Origin of the sequence: Loktanella gaetbuli (assembly GCF_020531945.1) — a bacterium.
Lineage (GTDB): Bacteria > Pseudomonadota > Alphaproteobacteria > Rhodobacterales > Rhodobacteraceae > Loktanella > Loktanella gaetbuli.
The window spans coordinates 114,226-138,387 of record NZ_JAJATZ010000004.1 but is presented as its reverse complement, the minus strand read 5'-3'; the positions used below and the strand labels follow the sequence as shown (position 1 = coordinate 138,387).

Below are 24,162 nucleotides of genomic sequence, written 5' to 3'. Positions count from 1 at the left end.
CTTGTTTCAGTGGTCAATGGGCGCCGCGGCCGGACAGGACGGCGCGGAAGGTCATGGCGATCAGGATCAGGTCCAGGATCAGGGTGCGCGATGCGGCATAGGCCAGATCCATGTCGATCATCCGGTCGAACCCGATATCGGCACGGCCGGACACCTGCCAAAGGCCGGTGATCCCGGGTTTCACCGCCAGCCGCCCGTAGGCACGTGCGGGATAGGCCGCCACCTCGGATGGCAGGGCAGGACGCGGACCGACGATCGACATCTCCCCGCGCAGGACGTTCAGGATCTGCGGCAGCTCGTCGATGGAAAACCGCCGGATGAACCGGCCCACGCGGGTGACGCGCGGATCGTTGCGGGATTTGAAACACACACCCTCGCGGTCAGAGGTCGCAAGTAGCGCTGCCCGGCGGGCCTCGGCGTCCTGCCCCATCGACCGGAACTTGAGCATCTGGAACGGGACGCCGTCCCGGCCAACCCGCGTCTGGCGGAAAAAGACCGGACCACGGCTGTCCATCTTGATGGCGATGGCGGTCAGCGCGCACAACGGTGCCAGTGCGACCAGTGCGGATGCAGACACCGTGATGTCCAGCGTGCGGCGGAACACAGCTGCGCGTGGTGCGTGACGCACGGCCCGGATGGCGCTGCGGGCCAGAAATGTCGCGTTGCCAAGCAGATACCGTTTCGCCAGGCGCCGTGGTTCCTGCGCCAGCCGCCAGATCCATTCGGACCGGGCACGGCGCAGCCAGGCCGGCGCGCGCGATACGTTGCCCGCGTAGAAATCCAGTGCGGCCCCCACGCCCAATGTCAACGAGGCATTCAACAGGTGCGCATTGCGGTGCAACCAGATTTCCTGCACAGGCACACCCAGCGCGACCAGCACGATATCGGCACCGCTGGCGTTGATATCGGCGATGACCGCGGCATCGTCCTGCGCACCGGCGAAACCGTCACGTGTTCCTGTGATCCGCAGATGTGGAATGGCACGGATCAGGTTGCGTGCCGCCAGATCAGCTGTTCCGGGCGTGCCGCCGAACAGGAACACGCCGCGACCTTCGCGGGCGGCCTGGACCAGCAGCGCCGGGATCAGGTCGGTGCCGTTCAGGTTTGCGGTCAACCGTTGTCCTGTCATCCGGGCGGCCAGCGACACGCCTACGCCGTCGGGCAACAGCATGTCGGCGCAGCGCAGCGCAGCCGCATACTGGCGGTCGCTCTCCATCACGTTGGCGCAGTGGGCGTTGACAAAGAACGCACGGCGGCGTCCCGGGGCCAGCAATTGTGCCACGGCTTGCGGTGTCGTCATGTTGGCCAGTGTCAGGTCCAGCGTCGGCAGATAAGTCGTCGGACGCAGCATGACGGGCAAGGCGGCGCGAAAATCGTCAGCAGTATGTTTCATCGGGGTCGTCCTGTGTTCAAATGATCTGGGTCATAGATCCTTGAAAACAGGCACTTCTCGCAACGGAGCGAGCGGACAGGCGGACGCCCCATGCGATGCTGCGACATCTACAGCGGGTCATGGTCGCCCCCAATTGAATGGTAAACATATCCTAATTGGTTAACGCCCTAACCAATATTGTGGGTCGTGGCGCCTTTGATTGGTCACAGTGATTGTCTAGGCTGCATTAACGAAACGAGGACACGCTATGAGAGTATTGATCGCCGATGATCACGACCTGCTGCGGGATACGCTTGTCATGTTCTTGCAGGCCCAGGGCGGGATCGACACGGAATCCGTCGCGGATTTCGACGCTGCCTGCGCGCGGATCACTGCGGACGCGCCTTATGACCTCATCCTGCTGGACTACAACATGCCCGGCATGAACGGGTTGGACGGTTTGAAAAAGGCGATTGCAATGGGGGATGGTCAGCGTGTCGCGCTGATGTCCGGAGAGGCGACCCGCCAGATCGCAGAGGATGCGCTCGAGTCGGGTGCAGCCGGTTTCGTGCCGAAATCCCTCCCCGCCAAATCGCTGGTCAACGCTGTGAAATTCATGGCGATGGGCGAACAATACGCCCCCATCGATTTCATGACGGCGGTCGAGGAAACCCAATGCAACCCGCTGGCAGAGAAGCTGACGGCGCGGGAATTGCAGGTTCTCAAGGGCTTGACCGAAGGCAAATCCAACAAGGAAATCGCCCGCGACCTCGACATTACCGAACCGACCGTAAAGCTGCATGTCAAAACGCTATACCGCAAGGTCGGGGCCGCAAACCGCACGCAGGCTGCGATGATCGCCCGCGAGGCGGGGCTCTTCTAAAGACCTATCCTGACGGATAGTGCGACGGACGGATGGACCGGACGATTAACCATACGCCCACGCGACGGTTAATTGGCAAATAGGTAAACAGCGGCAAAGGAGATTGCCGATGTTGATTGCCCCCACCCTGCCCCCTGCTGCCACACCGCGCCGGTCGCGTATCCGCCGTGCCCTGCTGGGTGGCGGGTTGGCCGATCTGGGCCGCCTGCCCCGCTATGCGGCATTCGCGATCCTGGGGGCCACACTGATCTGGGCACCGATCACGGGGTATCTGCGGACAGCACCGCTGACCTACAAATCCAGCACGTCGCTGATCCTGCCCGGTTCGGGGGCATCCGCATCCCTGAACCTCAACGGCATCGGTCAGGCCAGCTCTTATGCAAGTTCTGCATTTGCCAGCAACGCGGTCAGCCCGACCGAAACCTACAAACGACTGCTGAACGCCGACCGCATCCTCGCGGCGGCCGCCAGGTCACTGGACATCAGCATGCCGGATCTGGGCCGCCCGCGCGTGTCACTGGTCGACCAGACCAGCCTGATCCATTTCGAAATGACAGGCGGCAGCCCCGTCGAGGCCAAGGCGCGCGGCGAGGCGATCCTGGATGCGTTTTTCACCGAATTGGACGCCCTGCGCGCCGACGAGGTTGCAACCCGCGAGGACAGCGGGTTGCAGGCCATCGCCGACTATCGCGATTCGGTCGCGCAGACCCGGGCCGCCATCAGCACCCTCCAGGACAGCAGCGGATTGTTGTCGGTCGAACAATACGACGTGCTGATGGACCGGCACCTTGCCTTGGAAACCGAACTGCGCGCCCAGACGGCAACCCTCGCCGAAAAAGAGGCCGCGACAGCCAGCCTCTCGGCACAACTGGGCGTCAGTGCCGAGGCAGCGGCCCGCACGCTCAAGCTCTTTGCCGACGGTGCCTATCTGTCCTTGCTGGACGAGGCTGCGCGCTTTGCAGCCCAGCTGGCAGAGGCGCAATCGCAATTCGGACCGCGCCATCCGCAGGTCGTCACGGCCCGACAGGGCCACGATACTGCACGCAGCACGGCACAGGCCCTCGCGCGACAGGTCACGGGTCTGGATGATGCAACACTGGCCGGCCTCGACCTCGCACCGCAGGGCGTGCGGGCCGACCTGCTGGCGCAACTGGTCCAGATGCAGGCAGACAGCCGCGGCGCGCGCGAACAGCTCGAGGCGCTGCGTGCGCAGTACGCCGCAGGTCAGCGCGATCTGGCCGCCAAGGCTGCGGCCGCCGCACAACTTCAGGACCTCGAACGTGATTTTTCGGTGGCAGAGGCTGTCTTTGCCTCGGCCATCGCGCGGGCGCAATCCAGCAAATCGGACGTTTACGCGTCCTATCCGCTGGTGCAGGTGCTGGAAAACCCGTCGCTTGCGGACAGACCTTCATCCCCCAACCGCAAGCTGGCCTATGCCGCAGGCGGGGCCGCGACAATGATGATGCTGTTCGGCCTGATGATGGGCTGGGTCCGTCTGGCACTGATCAGCCGCCTGCTGACCAAACCGGAGCGTCCCGCATGACCGACCTGAACCCGGTCGAGCGGTTCATCTACAAGACGCTGGTTTACACTTGGCCGCTTTATTTCATCGGCGCGCTCTACGTGGTGGGACCCGTTCTGGCCTGGATGCTGGGCGGGTTGGCCGTGCTGGTGCTGTTCCTGGGGGATGCCATCCGGGACGACATGCGCGCGGCAGGGCCGATCCCGCCGGTGGTCTGGATGTGGATCATCGGCATGGCGGTGATGCTGATCGCGCTCTGGGTCGGTCACCTGAACTGGGACATGGGCCTGAAGCAGACGATCAAATCCAGCATCGGCTGGGCCAAGGGCTGGGCCTTGATGGCGCTGTTTCCGCTGGCGGGTGCCGTCCTGCCGATCCGGCGCAGCGTGCTGATCCGGGGGCAATGCGTCATCGGGCTGGGCACATTGATCCTGGCCCCCATCCTGCTGGCCGCACCACATATCGGATTGCCGGAAAAGATTTTCACCTCACCGCTCAAGGCCGTCGGCGGACCAGGGCCGGAATATTTCTCGGTCTATTTCTTTACCTGGGACCCATCCAGCTGGACGCCACGCTGGCAATTCTATGCCCCCTGGTCGCCCTTTGCCGCGATGCTGGGCCTGATGATGGTCCTGTTCGCGATGGAAGAGGACAACACACGCTGGCGGCGCATCGGGATCGCCGCGGGCATGCTGATGATCCTCGCGTCGAAATCGCGCATGGGGTTGGTGGGGCTGGTGGCCTGCACGATCGGACCCCGCATGATGCCGTTGCTGTTGCGTGGCTGGGCCTGGCAGGTGGTCGCCGGTCTGACCGCCTCGATGGCGATGCTGGGTGCGACGATGGCGGCGGCGGCCCTTGATGCGGTGGCGACGTTCAAGGGCGCGCGCGCCGACAGCACGCGGGTCCGCGAAACCCTGCAGCGGATCGCATGGGAACGCTGGAAAAATGATGCGGTCTGGTTCGGCCACGGGCGCGTGGCCCCTGGATCGCACGCGGTGGAATACATGCCCATCGGCAGCCACCACACCTGGTACGGGCTGTTGTTCGTCAAGGGCGTGGTCGGCCTGCTGGCGCTGCTGGTGCCCTTTGTCTGGCAGTTGGCCATCGCGATGAAGGACGCCACGCTGGGGCCGCGCGGACGGCTGCCAATGGGCTTCATGATGACGCTGACGCTGCTGTCCTTTGGTGAAAACGTCGAAATCGAGGCCTATCTGCTGTGGCCGGGCCTGATGCTCTTGGGCATCCACGCGCGCGAGGTGCGCAGCGCCCCTGCCTTGTGATCAACGGGGCGTTGTCACGGACCCGCCCCTGCCCCAAGGTATCCGGGGATGCACCACAGGATAACGTCATGACCGATCTCAACCAGCCGCTGGGCGGCAATACCATGCCCCGTTTCGGTGGCCCCGCGACCATGATGCGGCTGCCCGCACAGAACAGCGCCGCCGGGCTGGATGCCTGTTTCATTGGCGTACCGCTGGATATCGGCACGTCAAACCGGCCCGGCACGCGGTTGGGTCCGCGCCAGATCCGCGACGAAAGCAGGATGCTGCGCCCCTACAACATGGCGACCGGGGCCGCGCCCTTTGACAGCTTGCAGGTGGCGGACCTTGGCGACGTGCCCATCAACACATTCGATCTGAAAAAATCGGTCGGGATCATTGCCGATCACTACCGCGCGGTGCTGGCCCACGACGTGATCCCGCTGACACTGGGCGGGGATCATACGATCACCTGGCCCATTCTGCGGGCGATTGCCGAAAAACACGGTCCTGTCGCGCTGATCCACGTCGATGCCCATGCCGACACTAACGCGGATATGTTTGGCGAAACGGTGGCCCACGGCTGCCCGTTCCGCCGCGCCCACGAGGAAGGTCTGCTGATCGACGACAAGGTGTTCCAGATCGGATTGCGCGGCACCGGCTATGCCCCCGCCGATTTCGACTGGGGCCGCGCGCGTGGCTGGTCCGTCATCCCGGCCGAGGCCTGCTGGCACAGATCACTGATCCCGTTGATGGCGCAAATCCGCGACCGGATCGGCGATGCCCCGGTCTATCTGACCTTTGATATCGACAGTCTGGACCCCGCATTTGCCCCTGGCACGGGCACCGCGGAAATCGGTGGTCTGACAATCCAGCAAGGCATGGAAATCGTGCGCGGCTGCGCTGGTCTCAATCTGGTCGGCTGCGATCTGGTCGAGGTGTCGCCGCCCTACGACATGCCCGGCAACACCGCCGTGGCGGGCGCGGGCCTGCTGTTTGAAATGTTGTGCGCCCTGCCCGGCGTTTCACGGACCGGACAGGGTGCCACATCCGATATCGCGTTCTAGCTTTGCGCGCGTTCGGCCCAGCCTGCGAATATCTTTTCCAGAAAAACGACCGCGTAATACAGCACGATCCCCAACACCGCGAGCGCGATCAGAACGGCAAACATCAACGGGTAATTCCCGTTCGTCTCGCCCGATTTGAAAAGCGCGCCCAGACCCCGCCCGTGCGGGCTGACGATTTCCACAAGGTTGGTGCCGATGAACGCCAGCGTCGCCGCCACCTTGAGCGCGCCAAAAAATTCCGGCAGCGTTTTCGGCAGGGCGATCTTGCGGAAAATCGTGAATTTCGACGCGCCCAGCGCCCGCAGGATGTCCCGGTATTCCGGTTCCAGCGTCGACAGACCGATGCCGACCGACACCGCGATCGGAAAGAACGAGATCATGAAGGCCATCAGCACCGTGTTGAAATCGTGTTGACCGATGAACAGTAGCGCGATGACAGGCACCAGCGTCGCCTTGGGCACCGCGTTGAACCCGACCAGCAGCGGATAAAGCGCATCCCGCGCGATGCGCGAGAACCCGATGATCATGCCCAGCAACGTGCCGAACACCACGGCCAAAAACAGCCCGACAACGGTTCGCCACAGCGTTTGCCAGCCCATGATCAGGAACAATTCCTTGTACTGCCAGAACGCGGGCGGCAGGTCTGACGGTGACGCCATCTTGTAGTTTGGCCAGCCGTTGACCCAGACCAGGAATTCCCAAAACCCCAGAAAAATCAGGATCGAGGCAACCGGAACAGCGATTTTGTACAGCATCAGTGCGCCCCCCCGTCGCGCCCCTGGGCGATCTTGATCTGGTCGCGCAGGATATGCAGCATGTCCGCCACCTTGGGCGTGTAGAGGACGTCCAGCGTGCGGTCCTCTGGCAGATCGACGTCCATGACGTATTGCGTGCGCGCAGGGCGGCCTGACAGCACAATCACCTGATCGCCCAGAAACACGCTTTCGCGCAGGTCATGGGTGATCAGCACGGTAGTGAACGGTTCGGCGCGGCGCAGATCACGCATGGTTTGCCACAAGTCTTCCCGCGTGAATGCGTCCAGTGCGCCGAAGGGTTCATCCATGATCAGCACTTCGGGTTTGTGGACCAGCGACCGGCAGAGCGACGCGCGCTGCCGCATTCCGCCCGATAATTCAGAGGGGCGCTTGTTCTCGAACCCGGTCAGGCCGACCATGTCCAGCAGTTCCATCGCGCGCGCCTCACGGTCGGCACGTGACATGCGCGGGGCGACGATTTCCAGCGGCAGGATCACATTGTCCATGATCGAGCGCCATTCCAGCAGCACCGGGTTCTGAAACGCCATACCGACCGTCTTGCGCGGGCCCTTGACCCGTTCGCCATGCAGATAAACCTCGCCCTCGTCGGGCTTCATCAGACCGGCCACCAGCCGCGTCAACGTGGATTTGCCGCAACCAGACGGTCCGACCACAGCAGCAAAGGTGCCCGTCGGCACCGACACATCCAGACCGTCCAACACGGGCAATGGCCCGCTGGCGGTGGTATAGGCGTGTTTTACGCCCTTGATCTCGATCAGATTTTCGATGGTTTGCCCCCCCTTGCTCTGAAATCGGGCCGCCCGATGGGCGGCCCGTGATGGTTCAGTTCAGCATACGCGCGTCAGCGGGCGGCAGGTAGCTTGGATCGAAATAGAGAGCTGCGTCAGGTTCATTCACGAACTCATAGACACTTTTGGTCTGTTCGATCGCGCTGGCCATCCGCGCATCGTCGATCCCGCCCATGCCGTTTTCGGCCACGTAGTCGGTCAACACATTCGCATCGATCGACATTTGCAGACGCTCGGTTTCCAGTGCGGCATCGGCGGCCGGGTTGCGTTCGATCAGCGCCGCAATCGCTGCGTCAGGCGTTGCGATGGCGTCCTTCCAGCCCATCGCAACGGCGGTCAGGAAACCCGTCACGGCATCCGGATTGGCGGCGGCAAAATCAGTATTCACGATGATCGCATTGCCATAGAGATCGACACCGTAGTCAGCCATCAGCAGCGTCGAGATATCGTCTGCCTCTACGCCCAGACGTTTCAGGTTCAGCACGGACGAAAACGAGAACCCAGTGATCGCAGCCACTTCGCCTTCGGCCAACATCGGCTCTCGGGTCGGGAAACCGACAGGTTCGACAGTGATGCTGTCGATATCCAAACCGGTTTCCGCAGCAAAGATCGGGAACTGCGCCCAGGCCCCATCGGGCGGCGGTGCGCCCAGAACCTTGCCTGCGAGGTCAGCCGGGGCTTCGACGCCCAGCGACTTGCGCCCGACCACGGCAAAGGGTGGTTTGTCATAAACCATCATCACGGCAGTCACAGGCGCGCCGGGGTTCTGGTCAAGGAATCGCATCAACGAATTGATGTCAGCGAATCCGATGGGAAAGGCCCCTGTCGCGACCTTGGGGATCGCATCCAGTGAGCCCGCGCCTTCGCTGATCGTGACTTCCAACCCCTGATCGGTGAAATATCCAGCATCAAGTGCATGAAAATAGGGCGCTGCCGGGCCTTCGAATTTCCAGTCCAGCGAGAACGGCATTTCGGTCTGCGCGATCGCGGGGGCCGCAATCAGAGCCGCAGCAGCAGCAAGCATCGAGGTATGAAGCGTCATGTTTTGTCCCATTCTGATGATATCCCGGTGACGCTAGCGACGTGAATGACATCGCGCGAGTCCAATCTTGGCATCGGTCATGTCGGACATCTGGCACATCTGGCCTGCCTGAAAACTAATCACCTGTTGGCCCACGCTGCTGAACGATTCACGTTTTTACAAACCATCCTGCGGCGGTGCCGCTTGAATTGCGCGGCGCGCTCGGCGATCTTGCCCCGAATAACAGGATTTATACCGCATGCCGCACCCGGATCGACAGCCAGCGCCCGACAACAAGATCCATCCATGATCGGTGGGATTGATCTGGGCGGCACCAAGATCGAGGCGCGCCTGTTCGATGATACGGCACTGCAGACGTGCGATTTGCGTCGCGTGCCGACACCGCTGGATGATTTTGATGCACTATTCGCGGGATTGATTGCACAAATCGACTGGCTACGAGATCAGGCAGACGATCCCGATCTGGCCGTTGGCGTTTGCGTGCCCGGCGTGATCGACCCACAGACCGGCGCGGTCTGGGCGGCAAACGTGCCACTGTCGGGGCAGGATCTGGGGGCCGCGCTGACTGCGCACTATGGCCGCAGTCTGCCTGTTGTCGTCGACAGCATGGCATTTGCCTATTCGGAAACCCACGGTGGGGCCGGTCAGAACGGACGCTGCGTGCTGGGGCTGGTGCTGGGTACGGGCGTCGGGGCGGGGCTGTGCCTGAACGGAGCATTTCCATCACGCGCAGCCGGGTTGGCTGTGGAAATCGGCCATGTCGGCGTACCTGCCCGCGCCTTGGCGCGCCACGGATTGCCTCTTTGGGCCTGTGGCTGCGGGCGCGCGGGATGCTGGGAAACCTGCATTTCCGGGACAGGTCTGACCCGGTTGGCGTCCCATGTCACAGGGCAGACCATACCTGCAGAGCAGGTGACAGACCCTGCAACGCTCGACATCTGGGTGGACCTGACCGGCGAGGCGCTGGCCACGTTGCAAAACCTGATCGACCCTGACGTCATCGTCATCGGTGGCGGGCTGAGCCGGCGCGCCGATCTGATCGCCCGTTTGCCTGCGGCACTGGACATGCACCGACTGGGCCAAACCCGTGCCCCCGCAATCCGCGCAGCGCAACATGGCGACAGCTCCGGTGCGCGCGGCGCGGCCCTGCTTGCGGCCACACGATGCTGATCGCCCCTGACCTGTTGTGGGAATCCGGTCGCGGCATGACCGGGATGGGTGTCACGCTGGCAGGCGGTCTGGTCACGCATATCGCCCCCTTAGCCAGGGCAACGCCGGACCTGCGCGTCGCAGTGCTGATGCCCGGTTGCACCGATTTGCAGGTGAACGGCGGCGGTGGCGTATTGTTCAACAATGATCCCACAGTCGACGGGCTGGAACGGATCGTCGCCGCGCATCAGACCCGCGGCACGGCAGAGGTCATGGCCACGGTCATCACAGACCACCCCGATGTGACCGAGACCGCGGCCCAAGCCGTGATCGCCGCCCGAACCATGCCCGGCCTGCTGGGCCTGCATATCGAAGGACCGCATATCGCGCTGGCGCGGCGCGGCACCCACGACCCTGACGCCATCCGTCCGCTGGACGCACGCACGGTTGACCTGATCGCGCAGCTGCGCGCCCATGACATTCCGGTCATGCTGACCCTCGCGCCCGAATGCAGCGATGCCGGGCTGATGGAACAGGTCGCGGCCACCGGCGCCATCCTGTCGGCGGGCCATTCGGATGCGACAGCGACACAGACGGCCGCCGCACTGGATGCCGGGATCACCTGTTTCACCCATCTGTTCAACGCGATGCCACCGATGACATCGCGCGCGCCGGGGATCGTGGGGGCTGCGCTGCTATCAGAGACCTATTGCGGCCTGATCGCGGATGGTATCCATGTGGACTGGGACATGATCCGGATCGCCATGGCCGCGCGGCCAGTTGCGGATCGCATGTTCCTCGTCTCGGACGCGATGGCGACGGTCGGCGGCCCGGATGAATTCGACCTGTACGGGAGGACGATCCGTGTGGATCACGGGGCCCTGATCAACGCAGAGGGTGCGCTGGCCGGCGCACATCTGGACATGGTGACCGCTTGTGCCAACATTCACCACCACGCCGGCGTATCCGTCGCACAGGCCATTCGCATGGCAACCGACATTCCGCGCACCGTTATGGGCCTGCGCCCCAGATCAATCGTTCTGGAAACCCCGGTGCGCGACCTGCTGGCACTGGACGCGGACATGCAGCGCATCATCCTGCCCGATCAATAGATGTATCGGATTTGTTCAGTCCAATAGCGTTCCATCCGGCGCAGGGACCCGTTGATTTCGTCGATCCGCGTCTGATCCATAACACCAGACGACACCAGATCACCCGCATGTCGGGCAAACAGATCCGACAACGCCCGGTGCACCACACGCCCTTTTTCGGTCAGCCGCACCCGCACTGACCGACGGTCAATGTCGGACCGCTGGTGGTGCATATAGCCGCCATCGACCAGCTTCTTGAGGTTATAGCTGACGTTCGATCCCTGGTAGTAACCACGCGATTTCAATTCGCCGGCGGTCACTTCCTTGTCGCCGACGTTGAACAGCAGCAGCGCCTGCACCGGGTTGATATCCTGCATGCCCAGCCGTTCGAATTCATCCTTGATCACGTCCAGCAGCAACCGGTGCAGCCGTTCGACCATGACCAGCGTATCCAGATAGCTTTGCAGGAAAACCCGGACCAGCGGTGGCGTATCGCACTGATCCGCGGCCTTTGGTATATTGGCATGCAATGTCATCGCGGAATCCCTCGGGCGGCTGGCTCTCAGGATGATCCGAACTCTGAAATTTTCCGTTAATCGCCGCGCGGTCGCGTCAATCCTTGCGCCAGAACGGCAATATCGGCGACCATCGGGGCGAATCTCGCCGGTGCCTCGGACTGGCCGGAAACCCAGCGATAGATTTCCAAATCGCTTTCTTCCATCAGATCCTCGTAGGTGCGCAGATCCTCGGCACCGTATTCCGCCAGCCGCGCCTTGGCAAAAGCCGACAGAATCAGGTCCATTTCCTTGATCCCGCGGCGCATCGAACGCATGGCCAGCCGCTTGCGCGTAATGTCCAGATCTTCGGTCATTGCGGCACCTCCAGCGCCCGGCGCAAACGTTTTTCCAATCGCGCCAGTTTATCCGCATCCCGTGCGATCGACATTCGCAAATCGCGCATCTGCGACAACAATTCACTGATTTCGGGGGCGATGCTGACCACGTCGTCGGGGGCCGCGACGCCCTCGCCCTCGCCAGTCAGCAACCAGCCCAATGATACGTTCAGCATGCCCGCCATCATCGACAGGCGGTTCGCACGCGGTTCCTTGAGGTCCTCTTCCCATGCGCTGACGGTGCCTGTCTTGACGCCCAGCTTCTTGGCCAGGTCGGATACGCTCATACCTGCGGCATCGCGCGCCGCCGTCAGCCGGTCGCCGAATGTCGCGGCATCATCGCTATACCAGTCGTTGTCTTGCATCGCGGGGCCATCCTTGTTGCTTGCCTGATGTGGTACACACATCCTATGACATGCGCAGCACACTGATACCACCGGAGCGGCCATGAAACTGTTGTCTGCGACGCTCGACCGCGTCAAACCCTCGCCCACCATCGCCGTGACCACCCGCGCGCAAGAACTGCGCGCGCAGGGGCGCGACGTGATCGGTCTGGGGGCGGGCGAACCCGATTTCGACACGCCCGACCACATCAAGGCCGCGGGCATCGCCGCCATCCAGTCCGGCAAGACGAAATACACCGCCGTCGACGGCATCCCAGAGCTGAAACAGGCCATCTGCGCCAAATTCAAGCGCGACAACGACCTGGACTACACGCCTGCGCAGGTCAGCGTCGGGTCCGGTGGCAAACAGGTGATCTACAACGCCTTCATGGCGACACTGAACCCCGGCGACGAGGTCATCATCCCTGCCCCCTACTGGGTCAGCTACCCCGACATGGTCAAACTGGGCGGCGGCGAACCCGTGTTTGTCGCCGGTGCGCTGGATCGCGGGTACAAGATCACGGCCGACCAGCTGGCGGCGGCGATCACGCCACAAACCAAGTGGTTCCTGTTCAATTCGCCCAGCAATCCGACAGGCGCAGGTTATAGCTGGGACGAGCTGAAGGCGCTGACCGACGTGTTGCTGCGTCATCCCCACGTCTGGGTGCTGACCGATGACATGTACGAACATCTGGCGTTCGACGACTACCGGTTCTGCACGCCGGCACAGGTCGAACCGCAACTCTATGACCGGACCCTGACGATGAATGGCGTGAGCAAGGCCTATGCCATGACCGGCTGGCGGATCGGCTATGCCGCGGGGCCGCAACCCCTGATCGCTGCCATGCGCAAGGTGCAGTCGCAGTCCACGTCCAACCCCTGCACCATCAGCCAGTGGGCCGCGGTCGAGGCGCTGAACGGCACCCATGATTTCATCGCCCCCAACAATGACATGTTCATCCGACGCCGCAATCTGGTTGTCGACGCGCTGAATGCCTGCCCCGGCATCGTCTGCCCGATGCCCGAAGGCGCGTTCTACGTCTATCCGTCCATCGCGGGCTGCATCGGCAAGACCACTGCCGCTGGCACCTTGATCGAAAGCGACGAGGCATTCGCGACCGCCCTGCTGGACGAGGCCGAGGTCGCCGTCGTCTTTGGCGCGGCCTTTGGTCTGTCACCACACTTCAGGATCAGCTACGCGACATCGGATGCCGCGCTGCAGACCGCCTGTGACCGGATCAGGACATTCTGCGACGGCCTGACCTGACAGGGATCGGGTGGCTGGCCAATCCGGCCAGCGGGTGGTTAATTGATCGCGAACCAAGGATTGATGGGGTTTATGGGCGCAGACCTGCCAGACTATTATTTCCGCATCCGTGAAAACGGTGCTGTCGTGTTCAAGGTCGACACCGAGAACCGGCAACGCCGGATCGAGATGAACCAGCTGGCTGTGGTCAACGTCCGCAACGGCGAGGTGAAACCCCACGGCGACACCATCCTGTCAGAGGCCGATATCGCGGCAATACAGGAATGGCTGGATGCGCGTGTGGCGCTCTTGGCCCAGCGGGATATCGACGACATCCATCGCGCCATCGACTACCTGAACATCACGACCCAATGGGTGCAATCCAAGGCGACGGATGCGCAGCTGGACAGCGTGACGGACCCTTTGCTGCTGGCAATGCATGATCTGCGCAGCACGCTGGTGCGCAAAAAGGCGGACCGGATCCTCAGTCAGGCCGATGGCGGCAAGGCTGACAAACCGCGCGACTAGCCGCGCGATCGGGCGATCAGTTTGCGCAGCACGCGAAACACGTACCAGACCAAGAGCACTGTCAGCAGGATGTTGGTCACCGGGTTCAGATAGATGGCCACGCGGTCATAATTGGCCGACAGCAGATACCCCGCTGCGATCAACCCCGCGTTCCAGATGGCAGATCCAATCGTGGTGTAGATGAAAAAAGTGCGCAGCCGCATGCCCGACAGGCCCGCGGGCACCGAAATCAGCGTGCGGATGCCGGGGACCATGCGGCCAAAAAACACCGCCGCCTTGTCGTGCCGGTCGAACCATTCGATCGCGCGCCGCACGTCAGCGACCTCGAGCGTCAGCCAGACACCATAGCGTTCGATGAATGCCTCCAGTCGCTTGCGCCCGATGGCCTGTCCAACCCAGAACCACAGATAGGCCCCCGCCACGGCCCCGATGGTGCCCATCACGAAAATCGCGATCAGCGACACCTTGCCCTGCGCGGCCTGAAACCCGGCCAGCGGCATGACCAGTTCGGACGGGATCGGCGGAAAGACGTTTTCCAGAAACATCACCACACCGACCCCCAGCGCGCCCAGTGTGTCGATCATGCGCGTGATGAAATCAAACATGCGGATGCCCCTGCGTTGCCGAGGAGGTGGGCAGGATACGACGTTGAATCAACATCCGCCAGCACAGCGCGACGGCGGCAAAGGCCAGACCGATGGTCAGCCCCAGCCACAGGCCTTGCGGCCCCCAGCCCAGCGTAAAGGCCATGACATAGCTCAGCGGGATGGCGATCACCCAATAGCTGATGGTCGCGATGATCATCGGGATGAACGTGTCCTGCAATCCGCGCAGCACGCCCAGCGCGATGACCTGTGCCGCATCCACGATCTGGAACAAAGCGGCCAGCGCCAGAAGGCTGGCCCCCAGCGGCAGGATCATCGGCAGGGCCGGATCATCGGGGTCGACGAACAATGCGATCAATGATTGCGGCACGGCGAGGAACACGGCGATGGTGAACAGCACGAACAGACCCGACAGGCCGAATGCCGTCACCGCACCCCGGCGCAGACCCACCGCATCACCACGACCCAATGCGCGCCCCGCACGCACTGTGGCCGCCTGCCCGATGGCGATATGGATCATGAACATCAGGCTGGTCAGTTGCAGGGCGATGCCGTGGCTGGCCAGTGCGATCTTGCCGATCCAGCCCATCATGATCGTGCTGGCGGTGAACAGGCCGCCCTCGGCCAGGGCCGTTATCCCGATGGGCCAACCCAGACGGAACACCCGTGCCATGATCTGCGGGTCGGGACGGAACGGATTGCGCAGCAATTCGTATTCCGGCAGCTTGCGCAGGATGTAGATGATCAGCAGCACCACGGTGCCGCTTTGCATTGCAACGGACGCGATGGCCGCGCCCCTGATCCCCAACTCGGGCGCGCCGAAATTGCCGAAAATCAGCATATAGTTGACACCCACGTTCAGCACTGCCGCAGCAATCGTGGCCCACAGAATAAAGGCGGTCAGTTCCAGCGCCACCAGAAAGGATTTCAGCGTCATGACGATGAGCGCAGGGATCATGCCCAGAATCGCGATCCCCAGGTAGGCGCCGCCCGCGCTTGCGATTTCAGGGGTCTGTCCGATAGCCAGCAGGATCGGTTCCGCCCAGAAAAACGGCAGCGACACAACCACGGCGTAGAGGATCGACAGCCAAACCGCCATGCGTGTCACACGGCGGGCAGTCTGCGCGTCATCCGCCTCGGATGCGGCGGCGACCAGCGGTGTGACGGCCTGGGCGAATCCTGCACCCACGATGAAAATGACGAAAAACAGGCTGGTGGCCAGCGTCGCCGCCGCCAGCGCGCTGACGTCATACCACCCCAGCATCACCGTATCGGTGATGTGGATCGCGAATTGCGCCATGTTGCTGGCGACCAGCGGGGCGCCCAGCCTGACGACGGCGCGGATATGATCCGGATAGGTGAATGCAACAGTAGCCATGCCCGGGGTTTAGGCCCGATCCATCGCCTCGTCCACTGCCAGCGTCACCCCTGATCGGGAAACACCTGCTGCAATTCCGCATCGAAGCGTGCCCAGGAAATCGACGCCTTGTTGCCGGCATATCCGTGATAGTGCGACCGCCCCGACGAGGTCGGCAAACCAGCCCAGATCCGGGCCAGATTGTTCATGAACCGATGCCGCCCCATGTCGCCGCGGCGCACAGCCTGCAAACCGGCCTCATGCAGCAACACATCCGCCAGACGGTCCTGCACCGGCGGGGAAAACAGGTGATCTTCGGTCAGACCGGCCTCGCGGACGACGCGGCGCAGCGTGCTGGGAATGAACTGATACCGCCCGATGGCGTGGTTTTGGCCCGGCGTCGCGTCAATCCAGGCGTAGATTTCGCCGATCGTCAGCCGCGTGGGGCGATCGGGTGGCTGTATGTCCGCACCAAAGACGACCGCATCATAGCCATCGCGATGCGATTCAGCCTGCCCGATGACCTGCCGGATGATGTGCACATCGCGGTCGCCGACGGGGCCCGACAGCATGATGCGGCGATCCGGTGCCGCAAGGCGCGAGGTCCCCGCTGTCGCATGTTGGTCGGTGCCTGCGGGACGCGGCGGCAATGGGGCGAACATGCTGCCACCTGCCTGACCGGCAAACAGGCTGGGGCCTTGCGTCAACGCGGCAGGCCTGGGCGCGGGGTCCCGCGACACGATCAGCGGGCCGCGTTTTTGCATCAACGGGGCCGCCACGGTCGTGCGCGTATCGGCCTGCGGCCTGTCCGGCCAGAAACTGACCAGTGTCGCACTGGCCGCAAAGGTCGCTGCAAAGAGATGTTTCAAAATCATGGCCCGCCCGGAATAATTGAGGATCGGGCGGACCATGTGGCGAATGTGTTGAAATTTCGTGTCCGGGCGTCAGCCGTCGAGCACGTCGCGCCAACTGTGCGCGGGGGCGAAACCGACCATGCGTTTTGCCTTGGTGTTGTCGTAGAACGTTTCGTTTTCGCCCATCGGCCGGGTCTGTTTCACCCCCGTGTAGAACCGCGACATGACGTCGTCACTGGTCAGGTTGACGCTCATGTCGTCGTTGGACACGTTGAACACCTCGTAGCCCAGACCGTCGGTGTTCAGACAGCATTCCACCATCTGCGCCAGATCGCGCGCGTCGATATAGGCAAAGATATTGCGCCGCCGCAGGGCCGGATCATCCATGAACGCCGGAAAGTTTGCGGCATATTCGTGCGGCTCGATCACATTGTTGATGCGCAGGCCATAGATATCGATGCCGCTGCGTTCCTGAAAACTGCGCGCGCAGACCTCGTTGACGACCTTGGACATCGCATAGCTGTCCTGCGGTACGGTCGGATGGTCCTCGTCGATGGGGACGTAGGCAGGCTTCAGCTCTCCGTCGTAGAAACAGATGCCATAGGTGGTTTCGGAACTGGCAAAGATCACCTTGGGGATGCCCAGTTTCGTCGCGGCATCCAGCACATTGTAGGTGGACATGGTATTCGCCTCGAACGTGACGTTGTCCGGCTGGATCATGATGCGCGGCACGGCTGCAAAATGCACCACGGCGTCATAATGCGGCACGCCGGAACCGGGTTCCAGTTCCTCGAAATCGGCAAAGGCCCGCATGGCGTTGAACACCTGACCCGCGTCGGTCAGATCGACCCGCAGGCTGCGCCCGTCCGCCTCGGCCGCCAGATCGACGTTCGTGACCTGATGTCCCAGCGCACGCAGATGTGCGACGGCATATTTGCCTGCCTTGCCGCTACCGCCGGTGAAAAAGATACGCATTTGATATTCCTCCGTGATGCCCGTCACCCGGGACCTTGGTGCGATCATTCACTGCCAGCCGGGCGCGGTCAAACAGATCGCCGATACGCACGACCCTTTGCACTGGACCCGCCCGCCGTCGCACCACCCGCCTGCGCGAAGGTCCCACTTAAAACACGGCCGAATTCCGCATAGTGGATTGGAATTTCATTTTGCACTTTCACAATGCCGCATCACGTCGCATCGTGGCGGCAGGACAGACAGACAAGCCCTGATGAAAGGCCCGATGATGACACGCATGTTTCCCGCAATGGTCGCCGCCATGACCGCCCTGCCCGCCGTCGCCGAGAACCGCATTGATGTCGTGCGTCCCGACGCGCCCGAACTGGCGGCCATCGGCGACCACATCGTCGGGGTGCGCACACTGACCTTCACCAACCCCGACCAGGTCGATATCCTGAATACGGGTGCCGAGGGCGAGGTCGCCCGCTACGATCGTTCCCTGACGGTCGAGGTATGGTATCCCGCGGCAGACGGCACCACGCCAGGCGGCACCTACGATACCGTCCTGCGGGACGGCGTGACGCAGACCACCCTGACCGGCCGTGCCGCACGCGATGCATCCCCTGCCGCAGATAATACCTTTCCACTGGTCATCATCTCGCACGGCTACCCCGGCAACCGGTTCCTGATGGCGCATCTGGGCGAAAACATCGCGTCCAAGGGCTATGTCGTGGCGTCGATCGACCATACCGACAGCACCTATTCCGACCAGTCCGCCTTTGGATCGACGCTGTATAACCGCCCTTGGGACCAGCGTTTCGTCGTCGACCAGATGGAATCGCTGGACGATGATCTGGGCGCACTGGTGCAGGACGGCAATGCCGCCGTCGTGGGCTATTCCATGGGGGGCTATGGCGCGCTGATCTACGCGGGTGCCGGCGTGACGCAAGAGAGCCTCGATTTCGGCTACAGCCCGCCGCAGCAATTGCTGGCGCGCAACCTGTCAGGCAGCGACAGCCACGCCAGCCTGTCCGACGACCGGATCAAGGCCTTTGTCGCCATCGGCCCCTGGGGCAACAATTCCGGGTTTTTCAGCCCCGACACGCTGGCCGCGATCGACAGCCCGCTGATGTTGATCGCGGGCGAAATCGACGATGTGTCGATTTATGACGCGATGCGCGGAATCTTTGACGACGCCACTGGCACCGACCGCCACCTTCTGACGTTCCAGTCCGCCAACCACAATGCAGGGGCCCCGATGCCCGCCCCCGCCGAAAGCTATGCGCCCTCGCCAGCGACTGGCGAACCGACCTTTGGCCACTACGCGGACGCGGTCTGGGACAACGTGCGGATGAACAACATTACCCAGCATTTCGTCACCGCATGGCTCGACCAGCACCTCAAGGGCATCGACCGCGCCGCCTATTTCGATCTGGTGCCCAACGCGCAGGACGGCGTCTGGGACCGTGACGACGCAGGCAACCCGACAGAGGCCGATACCTATTGGACCGGTTTCCCGAACCGCACCGCCGCGGGCCTGACGTTCGAGACGAAACGCGCGGGCGAATAATCACCGGCCGGCTGCCCATTGCTGCGACGCGCCCACCCACCTAGTATGGGCGAAACCAAAGCAAAGAGCAGCCCGCCATGTCCGATCTTCTGTCCGGCCAGACGCCGTCCACCTATGACGCCTCTTCCATCCAGGTGCTGGAGGACATGGAACATGTCCGCCTGCGGCCGGGCATGTATATCGGCGGCAAGGACGACCGCGCGCTGCACCACATGGTCGCCGAAATCGTCGACAACTCGATGGACGAGGCCGTCGCCGGCCACGCCACATGGATCGAGATCGAACTGCACGCCAACGGCCACGTCAGCGTGCGCGACAACGGGCGCGGCATCCCCACCGACCCGCACCCCAAGGACCCCAGCAAATCCGCGCTGGAAATCATTTTCTGCACGCTGAACGCGGGCGGCAAGTTTTCCGGCGACAGCTACCAGACATCGGGCGGTCTGCACGGCGTCGGGTCCTCGGTCGTGAACGCCCTGTCCGACCACCTGCGGGTCGAGGTCGCACGCAACAAGGAACTGTTTGCGATGGAATTCTCGCGCGGGGTCCCGCAGGGAAAACTGCAAAAGGTGGGTGCCGCCCCCAACCGGCGCGGCACCGCCGTCACATTCCACCCGGACGAAGAGATTTTCGGCAAGCTGCAACTGAAACCCAAGCGCCTGTTCCAGATGGCCCGGTCCAAGGCCTATCTGTTCAGCGGTGTCGAAATCCGCTGGAAAACCGAAATCGACGACGGTGAAACGCCCGCCGCGGCGACCTTCAAATTCCCCGGCGGCCTGTCCGATTACCTCAACGAGACGCTGACCGGATCGACCACCTATTCCGAACGTCCCTTTGCGGGCACCGTGGATTTCACCGAAAAATTCGGCGTCCCGGGCAAGGTCGAATGGGCGATCAACTGGACCCCCGCGCGGGACGGGTTCATCCAGTCCTACTGCAACACCGTCCCGACGCCAGAGGGCGGCACGCACGAGATCGGGTTCTGGAACGCGATCCTCAAGGGGATCAAATCCTATGGCGAGCTGACCAACAACCGCAAGGCCGCGACCATCACCCGCGAGGATCTGATCGTGGGCGGCTGCGCGCTGGTGTCGTGTTTCATCCGCGAACCGGAATTCGTGGGCCAGACCAAGGACCGACTGGCCACCATGGACGCGCAGCGCATGGTCAACGCCGCCGTGTCAGACCATTTCGACAACTGGCTGGCCGCCGACACCAAATCGGCAGGCGCGATCCTCGATTTCCTGATCCTGCGGGCCGAAGAACGCCTGCGCCGCAAACAGGAAAAGGAAACCTCCCGCAAATCAGCCACGAAAAAGCTGCGCCTGCCCGGCAAACTGACCGACTGCACGTCCAAGACGCGCGAAGGGACAGAGCTGTTCATCGTCGAGGGCGACAGCGCCGGCGGGTCCGGCAAGGGCGCGCGCGACCGCAAGACGCAGGCGCTGCTACCGCTCAAGGGCAAGATCCTGAACGTGCTGGGTGCGGCCTCGGGCAAGCTGACGACCAACGCCGAAATCAACGACCTGTGCGAGGCGCTGGGCTGCGGCATGGGCAGCAAATTCAACCTCGACGACCTGCGGTATGAAAAAATCATCATCATGACCGACGCCGACGTCGACGGTGCCCATATCGCGGCGCTGCTGATGACGTTCTTTTTCAGCCAGATGCGCCCGCTGATCGACAACGGACACCTCTATCTCGCCTGCCCGCCTCTCTATCGTCTGACGCAGGGGCCGAAACGGCTGTATGTGGCGTCCGACGCGGAAAAGGACCGCGCGATGGAAAAGGGCCTGGGCGGCAAGGGCAAGATCGACGTGCAGCGGTTCAAGGGTCTGGGCGAGATGGACGCCAAGGACCTGAAAGAGACCACCATGGACCCCGCCACCCGCAAACTGATCCGCGTGACGGTGGACGATGTGGAACCGGGCGGGACGGCTGATCTGGTCGAGCGCCTGATGGGCAAGAAGCCGGAACTGCGTTTCCAGTTCATTCAGGAGAACGCGCAGTTCGTGGAGGAGTTGGATGTTTGAGTGACTATACATTTAGCTACAGGCAGCTACTCGCAGACTCCGCCTCCGCGCAATACAAATCGATAATCCTAGATGCATTTCAGCGAAGTAAATTACTAGATAGACATTTAACGGGAAATAAATACTCCTGGATTGTCAACAACCTTTCCGAGAGCTTACACAGTGAATTAATCGCATATTGCTTTCGCCAAATGGATGCCAAAGCGTCCGATCATTCTTTACATTCGTTAGTTAAGAAAATTCGAAAAGACAATAGTGGATATATTAGGTTTCCCGGAGGGGTTTCGAGTCATGTAAGGATTACCGAAAGCTCTGAACGAGAAAGAACTCTCAGGGATATTGAGAATAGGCTGATCCGCTTGAGATCATCGGATACATTTAAAAATATATGTATAATGCGACATGAAATAATTGGTCATTCGCAATTTATGGCTTCGACAGATAGGGAGAAATTTTTTCCCAACGACTTAACATGGCGGGAACCAACACAAGAGCAAATTATTGAGGTCGTCACATCGATAAATAGGATTGCGTATGATTATCACAAGTTAGTTGCACCAAACTGCGGCTGGGACATACTCCACATCGATGAGCAGCAAAAAATAGTAGTCGACGAGTGGATAGCAGGTCTTCCATTCGTCAAAAGGTAAATTCGACCGAACGTATACACTCCACCATCAGCTTGCTCTCCTGCGCTAGATAAACTCTCCGTTCAGGAACTTAGGCAGGCGGGTGCTTCTGCAAGCCACGCGCAGGATACACACTGACAACGCTCGTGAATCCTTTTTATTTTTCAATCCCCAGCGCCCGACCCTGGGTGGGCGTGAAGCGCCCTCCCGGGGGGAGGGTCGGGCGCTGCCGTTGCCGCAGGCAACGGCCCTGACCCGTGGCACAGGGCGTGCGCAATCCGCAGGGCGGCAGGCGTTACCGCAATGTCAGACCGCTGACCTGCGCGCGGATCATGCTTTGCGTGTCGTCGCTGTCGGCGCTGACGGCCATGCCGACCAGCGCGCCGGGAGCGCTGCCGAAGGCGCGGTTCAGATCGCCCGTCAGGTTCACCGACACGTTCATCTGTCCGGTGTCCGCCTGCCGCAGCGGGATCGTCACCCCCGTGCCCGGCTCACCATAGGGCGACGGGATCACCGACCCCACCGCGTTGTTGCCGCCCCAGACATACTGCAGGATGCGCACATCCCGGCGGCCCAACAGCGCGCGGATATCGGCCCCTGCCAGTTCTGCCACGGCAGTTTCCGGCGCGAACAGGAAATAGACCGCGATGTTGCGGTCATCGCCGCCCTTGCGGCTGAGGTCCGTGGGCGGCACGCTTTCACTGACAGACCAGCTCCATGACGCGGACGTGGCCCCCCGCGTCTGATCCGGCACGCGGGTCCACAGCAGGCTGACCGTGTTGTCCGACACGATTCCCAGTGTTCCGCCCGACTGGCTGTAGTCGTTGGACGACAGCACCTTGAGCCGCTGTTCGGTCCAGTTGTTGAAACTGATCGCCTGCGCCGAGGCGCTGGTGGCAAGCAGGGTGGCGGCGATGGTCAGGGTACGAAACATGGGATCCTCCGGTTACTGGACCTGATGGTAGCGGCTTTGGCACCTGCGTCACCCCGGCGCAGGCGGCGTCACGCGATTGTCAGTGACGCCGCGTCAAATCGCGGTTTATGTTTCAATCATGCGTATTTTTGCCCTGTGCCTTGCCCTGATCGCCCCTGCCGCCCAAGCGCAGGTGACAGAAACATCATTGGAACTGGTCCTGCTGGCTGATGCCTCGGGGTCGATCGACGCGGATGAACTAGCGTTCCAGCGTCAGGGTTACGCCGATGCGATGACCAGCGGCCCCGTGCTGTCAGCCATCGAAAACACCCTGCACGGGTCCATCGCCGTCACCTATGTCGAATGGGCGACCAACCAGGTGCAGGTCACCGACTGGATGCTGATCGACGGCCCCGAGACAGCGCAGGCCTTTGCCGCCGCACTGATGACGGCCCCCCGGTCCGCCTATGGCAGCAACGCGATCGGCGCGGCCCTGCTCGAGGCGCAGCGCCTGATCGAGGCGAACGATATCGACGGGTTTCGCCACGTCATCGACTTTTCCGGCGACAGCATGGGCAATTCGTCAGGTCCCCCCATCGTGCCGTCACGCGACACGGTGCTGGCGCAGGGCACGACCATCAATGCGCTGCCGATCCTGCGCCCCGACAATCCGCGCCGCGCGGGCGTCGACCTCGAACGGCTCTATGCGGAAAACATCATCGGCGGGCCAGGCGCGTTCATGGTCACGGCAGAGGGCCGCGACACCTTTGCCGCTGCCGTCCAGCGCAAGCTGTTTCTGGAAATCGCGGGCCTGTTGCCCAGCGGTCAGGACTACGCCCGGCGCTAGCGCTGCAAGGTTTCGATGTAATTCGACAGCGCCAGCAGTTCGGCCGGGACGGGCACGGGATTGCCGTCCTCTTCGGTCATGATGATCGGCCCCAGATCACCGTCACCAAAGCGCGGCATGACCCCGCTGACGTGATTGCCGCGGTTGAAACCGTCGATCACGCTCATCACGTAGTCGGCGGGGTAGCTGCCACCGTTGCGCGCACTGATGCGCGTCAGATCAGGGGCGACGACACCGTCCGACACCGCCATGCCCTGCCCGTTGGCCCCGTGACAGGCCGCGCATTGCGACTGGAACGCGGCCATGCCGTCGACCGGCTCGGTTTCCGGCGCACAGGCCGCCGTTGCAATGATAACGAGTGAAAGAAAACGGAACATGGCGCGCCTCGCTGCTGAT

The 24,162-nt window shown here is 62.4% G+C and carries 25 protein-coding genes; 12 read left to right on the top strand and 13 right to left on the bottom strand.

Annotated elements, in window-relative coordinates:
* Positions 1 to 13: 13 nt before the first annotated feature.
* The gene (locus LGQ03_RS10100; protein ID WP_226748296.1) at positions 14 to 1,393 is read right to left on the bottom strand and encodes a sugar transferase; all 1,380 of its coding nucleotides are present in this window, start codon (positions 1,391 to 1,393) and stop codon (positions 14 to 16) included.
* A gap of 247 nt (positions 1,394 to 1,640) precedes the next feature.
* On the opposite strand from LGQ03_RS10100, the gene LGQ03_RS10095 reads away from it, so the two are divergent.
* The 4 genes from LGQ03_RS10095 (at position 1,641) to speB (ending at position 6,106) form a co-directional block, all read left to right on the top strand.
* Positions 1,641 to 2,255, top strand: a complete 615-nt coding sequence (locus LGQ03_RS10095; RefSeq protein WP_226748295.1) for a response regulator transcription factor — start codon at positions 1,641 to 1,643, stop codon at positions 2,253 to 2,255.
* 109 nt (positions 2,256 to 2,364) lie between these two features.
* Positions 2,365 to 3,798, top strand: a complete 1,434-nt coding sequence (locus LGQ03_RS10090; RefSeq protein ID WP_226748294.1) for a GumC family protein — start codon at positions 2,365 to 2,367, stop codon at positions 3,796 to 3,798.
* Positions 3,795 to 5,060, top strand: coding sequence for an O-antigen ligase domain-containing protein (locus LGQ03_RS10085; protein WP_226748293.1), 1,266 nt, complete (start codon positions 3,795 to 3,797; stop codon positions 5,058 to 5,060). Before LGQ03_RS10090 ends, LGQ03_RS10085 begins: the two co-directional genes overlap by 4 nt.
* 68 nt (positions 5,061 to 5,128) lie before the next feature.
* Positions 5,129 to 6,106, top strand: a complete 978-nt coding sequence (gene speB, locus LGQ03_RS10080) for an agmatinase (protein WP_226748292.1) — start codon at positions 5,129 to 5,131, stop codon at positions 6,104 to 6,106.
* Here the strand turns inward: speB and LGQ03_RS10075 are convergent.
* From LGQ03_RS10075 to LGQ03_RS10065, 3 genes are read right to left on the bottom strand one after another with little or no spacing between them, the layout of a single operon-like run.
* Positions 6,103 to 6,861, bottom strand: a complete 759-nt coding sequence (locus tag LGQ03_RS10075) for an ABC transporter permease (protein ID WP_056036808.1) — start codon at positions 6,859 to 6,861, stop codon at positions 6,103 to 6,105. The genes speB and LGQ03_RS10075 overlap by 4 nt on opposite strands.
* A complete protein-coding gene (locus tag LGQ03_RS10070) occupies positions 6,861 to 7,649 on the bottom strand; it encodes an ABC transporter ATP-binding protein (RefSeq protein WP_226748470.1) in 789 nt (262 codons plus the stop codon). The genes LGQ03_RS10075 and LGQ03_RS10070 overlap by 1 nt, the downstream gene beginning before the upstream one ends.
* 55 nt (positions 7,650 to 7,704) lie before the next feature.
* Positions 7,705 to 8,712: an ABC transporter substrate-binding protein gene (locus LGQ03_RS10065; protein ID WP_090159218.1), complete on the bottom strand. Its 1,008-nt coding sequence runs from the start codon at positions 8,710 to 8,712 to the stop codon at positions 7,705 to 7,707.
* Positions 8,713 to 8,997: 285 nt separating this feature from the next.
* Here LGQ03_RS10065 and LGQ03_RS10060 point away from each other — a divergent pair, with 285 nt between their 5' ends.
* Positions 8,998 to 9,882, top strand: coding sequence for an ROK family protein (locus tag LGQ03_RS10060; RefSeq protein ID WP_226748291.1), 885 nt, complete (start codon positions 8,998 to 9,000; stop codon positions 9,880 to 9,882).
* Positions 9,876 to 10,973 carry an N-acetylglucosamine-6-phosphate deacetylase gene (locus LGQ03_RS10055; RefSeq protein WP_226748290.1) on the top strand — a complete coding sequence of 366 codons (1,098 nt, stop codon included), beginning with the start codon at positions 9,876 to 9,878 and terminating at the stop codon, positions 10,971 to 10,973. Before LGQ03_RS10060 ends, LGQ03_RS10055 begins: the two co-directional genes overlap by 7 nt.
* Here LGQ03_RS10055 and LGQ03_RS10050 read toward each other — a convergent pair.
* From LGQ03_RS10050 to LGQ03_RS10040, 3 genes are read right to left on the bottom strand one after another with little or no spacing between them, the layout of a single operon-like run.
* The gene (locus LGQ03_RS10050; RefSeq protein ID WP_090159068.1) at positions 10,967 to 11,488 is read right to left on the bottom strand and encodes a MarR family winged helix-turn-helix transcriptional regulator; all 522 of its coding nucleotides are present in this window, start codon (positions 11,486 to 11,488) and stop codon (positions 10,967 to 10,969) included. The genes LGQ03_RS10055 and LGQ03_RS10050 overlap by 7 nt on opposite strands.
* Before the next feature lie 56 nt (positions 11,489 to 11,544).
* Complete coding sequence (locus LGQ03_RS10045; RefSeq protein ID WP_090159069.1) at positions 11,545 to 11,823, bottom strand: succinate dehydrogenase assembly factor 2; 279 nt, start codon at positions 11,821 to 11,823, stop codon at positions 11,545 to 11,547.
* Complete coding sequence (locus LGQ03_RS10040; protein ID WP_090159070.1) at positions 11,820 to 12,209, bottom strand: helix-turn-helix domain-containing protein; 390 nt, start codon at positions 12,207 to 12,209, stop codon at positions 11,820 to 11,822. The genes LGQ03_RS10045 and LGQ03_RS10040 overlap by 4 nt, the downstream gene beginning before the upstream one ends.
* An 82-nt stretch (positions 12,210 to 12,291) precedes the next feature.
* Between LGQ03_RS10040 and LGQ03_RS10035 the strand changes: the two genes are divergently transcribed.
* Positions 12,292 to 13,494, top strand: a complete 1,203-nt coding sequence (locus LGQ03_RS10035; RefSeq protein ID WP_226748289.1) for a pyridoxal phosphate-dependent aminotransferase — start codon at positions 12,292 to 12,294, stop codon at positions 13,492 to 13,494.
* Positions 13,495 to 13,566: 72 nt separating this feature from the next.
* Positions 13,567 to 14,001 (top strand): hypothetical protein, encoded by a 435-nt coding sequence (locus LGQ03_RS10030; RefSeq protein WP_090159219.1) that lies wholly within the window; start codon positions 13,567 to 13,569, stop codon positions 13,999 to 14,001.
* On the opposite strand, the gene LGQ03_RS10025 is transcribed toward LGQ03_RS10030, so the two are convergent.
* From LGQ03_RS10025 to LGQ03_RS10010, 4 genes are all read right to left on the bottom strand, one after another.
* On the bottom strand, positions 13,998 to 14,606 hold the full coding sequence (locus LGQ03_RS10025) for a DedA family protein (protein WP_226748288.1): 609 nt from the start codon (positions 14,604 to 14,606) through the stop codon (positions 13,998 to 14,000). The two genes, LGQ03_RS10030 and LGQ03_RS10025, sit on opposite strands and share 4 nt — an antisense overlap.
* Positions 14,599 to 15,984 carry an MATE family efflux transporter gene (locus LGQ03_RS10020; RefSeq protein WP_226748287.1) on the bottom strand — a complete coding sequence of 462 codons (1,386 nt, stop codon included), beginning with the start codon at positions 15,982 to 15,984 and terminating at the stop codon, positions 14,599 to 14,601. The genes LGQ03_RS10025 and LGQ03_RS10020 overlap by 8 nt, the downstream gene beginning before the upstream one ends.
* A 44-nt stretch (positions 15,985 to 16,028) precedes the next feature.
* On the bottom strand, positions 16,029 to 16,838 hold the full coding sequence (locus LGQ03_RS10015; protein WP_226748286.1) for a lysozyme family protein: 810 nt from the start codon (positions 16,836 to 16,838) through the stop codon (positions 16,029 to 16,031).
* Between the two features lie 69 nt (positions 16,839 to 16,907).
* Positions 16,908 to 17,792, bottom strand: coding sequence for an NAD-dependent epimerase/dehydratase family protein (locus LGQ03_RS10010; RefSeq protein WP_226748285.1), 885 nt, complete (start codon positions 17,790 to 17,792; stop codon positions 16,908 to 16,910).
* Positions 17,793 to 18,060: 268 nt separating this feature from the next.
* Here LGQ03_RS10010 and LGQ03_RS10005 point away from each other — a divergent pair, with 268 nt between their 5' ends.
* The 3 genes from LGQ03_RS10005 to LGQ03_RS16790 all read left to right on the top strand — a co-directional run bounded on the left by LGQ03_RS10005 (position 18,061) and on the right by LGQ03_RS16790 (position 22,027).
* The gene (locus tag LGQ03_RS10005; RefSeq protein WP_226748284.1) at positions 18,061 to 19,344 is read left to right on the top strand and encodes an alpha/beta hydrolase family protein; all 1,284 of its coding nucleotides are present in this window, start codon (positions 18,061 to 18,063) and stop codon (positions 19,342 to 19,344) included.
* Between the two features lie 77 nt (positions 19,345 to 19,421).
* Entirely contained in the window at positions 19,422 to 21,377 is a 1,956-nt protein-coding gene (parE, locus tag LGQ03_RS10000) for a DNA topoisomerase IV subunit B (protein ID WP_226748283.1), read from the top strand.
* Entirely contained in the window at positions 21,374 to 22,027 is a 654-nt protein-coding gene (locus LGQ03_RS16790; RefSeq protein ID WP_226748282.1) for an AbiU2 domain-containing protein, read from the top strand. Before parE ends, LGQ03_RS16790 begins: the two co-directional genes overlap by 4 nt.
* 274 nt (positions 22,028 to 22,301) lie before the next feature.
* Here the strand turns inward: LGQ03_RS16790 and LGQ03_RS09990 are convergent, their stop codons facing one another.
* Positions 22,302 to 22,940: a DUF3047 domain-containing protein gene (locus LGQ03_RS09990; RefSeq protein WP_226748281.1), complete on the bottom strand. Its 639-nt coding sequence runs from the start codon at positions 22,938 to 22,940 to the stop codon at positions 22,302 to 22,304.
* A 118-nt stretch (positions 22,941 to 23,058) separates the two neighbouring features.
* Between LGQ03_RS09990 and LGQ03_RS09985 the strand changes: the two genes are divergently transcribed.
* Complete coding sequence (locus LGQ03_RS09985; RefSeq protein WP_226748280.1) at positions 23,059 to 23,766, top strand: DUF1194 domain-containing protein; 708 nt, start codon at positions 23,059 to 23,061, stop codon at positions 23,764 to 23,766.
* Here LGQ03_RS09985 and LGQ03_RS09980 read toward each other — a convergent pair.
* Positions 23,763 to 24,143 (bottom strand): c-type cytochrome, encoded by a 381-nt coding sequence (locus LGQ03_RS09980; RefSeq protein ID WP_226748279.1) that lies wholly within the window; start codon positions 24,141 to 24,143, stop codon positions 23,763 to 23,765. The two genes, LGQ03_RS09985 and LGQ03_RS09980, sit on opposite strands and share 4 nt — an antisense overlap.
* Between the last annotated feature and the right edge of the window lie 19 nt (positions 24,144 to 24,162).

Excerpts from the sequence above, each read along its gene's own strand:
- LGQ03_RS10100 (WP_226748296.1), bottom strand. The coding sequence starts at position 1,393 with ATGAAACATACTGCTGACGATTTTCGCGCCGCCTTGCCCGTCATGCTG.
- LGQ03_RS10035 (WP_226748289.1), top strand. The coding sequence starts at position 12,292 with ATGAAACTGTTGTCTGCGACGCTCGACCGCGTCAAACCCTCGCCCACC.
- LGQ03_RS10030 (WP_090159219.1), top strand. The coding sequence starts at position 13,567 with ATGGGCGCAGACCTGCCAGACTATTATTTCCGCATCCGTGAAAACGGT.
- LGQ03_RS10045 (WP_090159069.1), bottom strand. The coding sequence starts at position 11,823 with ATGACCGAAGATCTGGACATTACGCGCAAGCGGCTGGCCATGCGTTCG.
- LGQ03_RS10005 (WP_226748284.1), top strand. The coding sequence starts at position 18,061 with ATGACACGCATGTTTCCCGCAATGGTCGCCGCCATGACCGCCCTGCCC.
- LGQ03_RS10075 (WP_056036808.1), bottom strand. The coding sequence starts at position 6,861 with ATGCTGTACAAAATCGCTGTTCCGGTTGCCTCGATCCTGATTTTTCTG.
- LGQ03_RS09980 (WP_226748279.1), bottom strand. The coding sequence starts at position 24,143 with ATGTTCCGTTTTCTTTCACTCGTTATCATTGCAACGGCGGCCTGTGCG.
- LGQ03_RS10015 (WP_226748286.1), bottom strand. The coding sequence starts at position 16,838 with ATGATTTTGAAACATCTCTTTGCAGCGACCTTTGCGGCCAGTGCGACA.
- LGQ03_RS10025 (WP_226748288.1), bottom strand. The coding sequence starts at position 14,606 with ATGTTTGATTTCATCACGCGCATGATCGACACACTGGGCGCGCTGGGG.
- LGQ03_RS10085 (WP_226748293.1), top strand. The coding sequence starts at position 3,795 with ATGACCGACCTGAACCCGGTCGAGCGGTTCATCTACAAGACGCTGGTT.
- LGQ03_RS10090 (WP_226748294.1), top strand. The coding sequence starts at position 2,365 with ATGTTGATTGCCCCCACCCTGCCCCCTGCTGCCACACCGCGCCGGTCG.
- LGQ03_RS09985 (WP_226748280.1), top strand. The coding sequence starts at position 23,059 with ATGCGTATTTTTGCCCTGTGCCTTGCCCTGATCGCCCCTGCCGCCCAA.
- LGQ03_RS10060 (WP_226748291.1), top strand. The coding sequence starts at position 8,998 with ATGATCGGTGGGATTGATCTGGGCGGCACCAAGATCGAGGCGCGCCTG.
- LGQ03_RS10095 (WP_226748295.1), top strand. The coding sequence starts at position 1,641 with ATGAGAGTATTGATCGCCGATGATCACGACCTGCTGCGGGATACGCTT.
- LGQ03_RS09990 (WP_226748281.1), bottom strand. The coding sequence starts at position 22,940 with ATGTTTCGTACCCTGACCATCGCCGCCACCCTGCTTGCCACCAGCGCC.
- LGQ03_RS10065 (WP_090159218.1), bottom strand. The coding sequence starts at position 8,712 with ATGACGCTTCATACCTCGATGCTTGCTGCTGCTGCGGCTCTGATTGCG.
- LGQ03_RS10055 (WP_226748290.1), top strand. The coding sequence starts at position 9,876 with ATGCTGATCGCCCCTGACCTGTTGTGGGAATCCGGTCGCGGCATGACC.
- speB (WP_226748292.1), top strand. The coding sequence starts at position 5,129 with ATGACCGATCTCAACCAGCCGCTGGGCGGCAATACCATGCCCCGTTTC.
- LGQ03_RS10040 (WP_090159070.1), bottom strand. The coding sequence starts at position 12,209 with ATGCAAGACAACGACTGGTATAGCGATGATGCCGCGACATTCGGCGAC.
- LGQ03_RS10050 (WP_090159068.1), bottom strand. The coding sequence starts at position 11,488 with ATGACATTGCATGCCAATATACCAAAGGCCGCGGATCAGTGCGATACG.
- LGQ03_RS10020 (WP_226748287.1), bottom strand. The coding sequence starts at position 15,984 with ATGGCTACTGTTGCATTCACCTATCCGGATCATATCCGCGCCGTCGTC.
- parE (WP_226748283.1), top strand. The coding sequence starts at position 19,422 with ATGTCCGATCTTCTGTCCGGCCAGACGCCGTCCACCTATGACGCCTCT.
- LGQ03_RS10010 (WP_226748285.1), bottom strand. The coding sequence starts at position 17,792 with ATGCGTATCTTTTTCACCGGCGGTAGCGGCAAGGCAGGCAAATATGCC.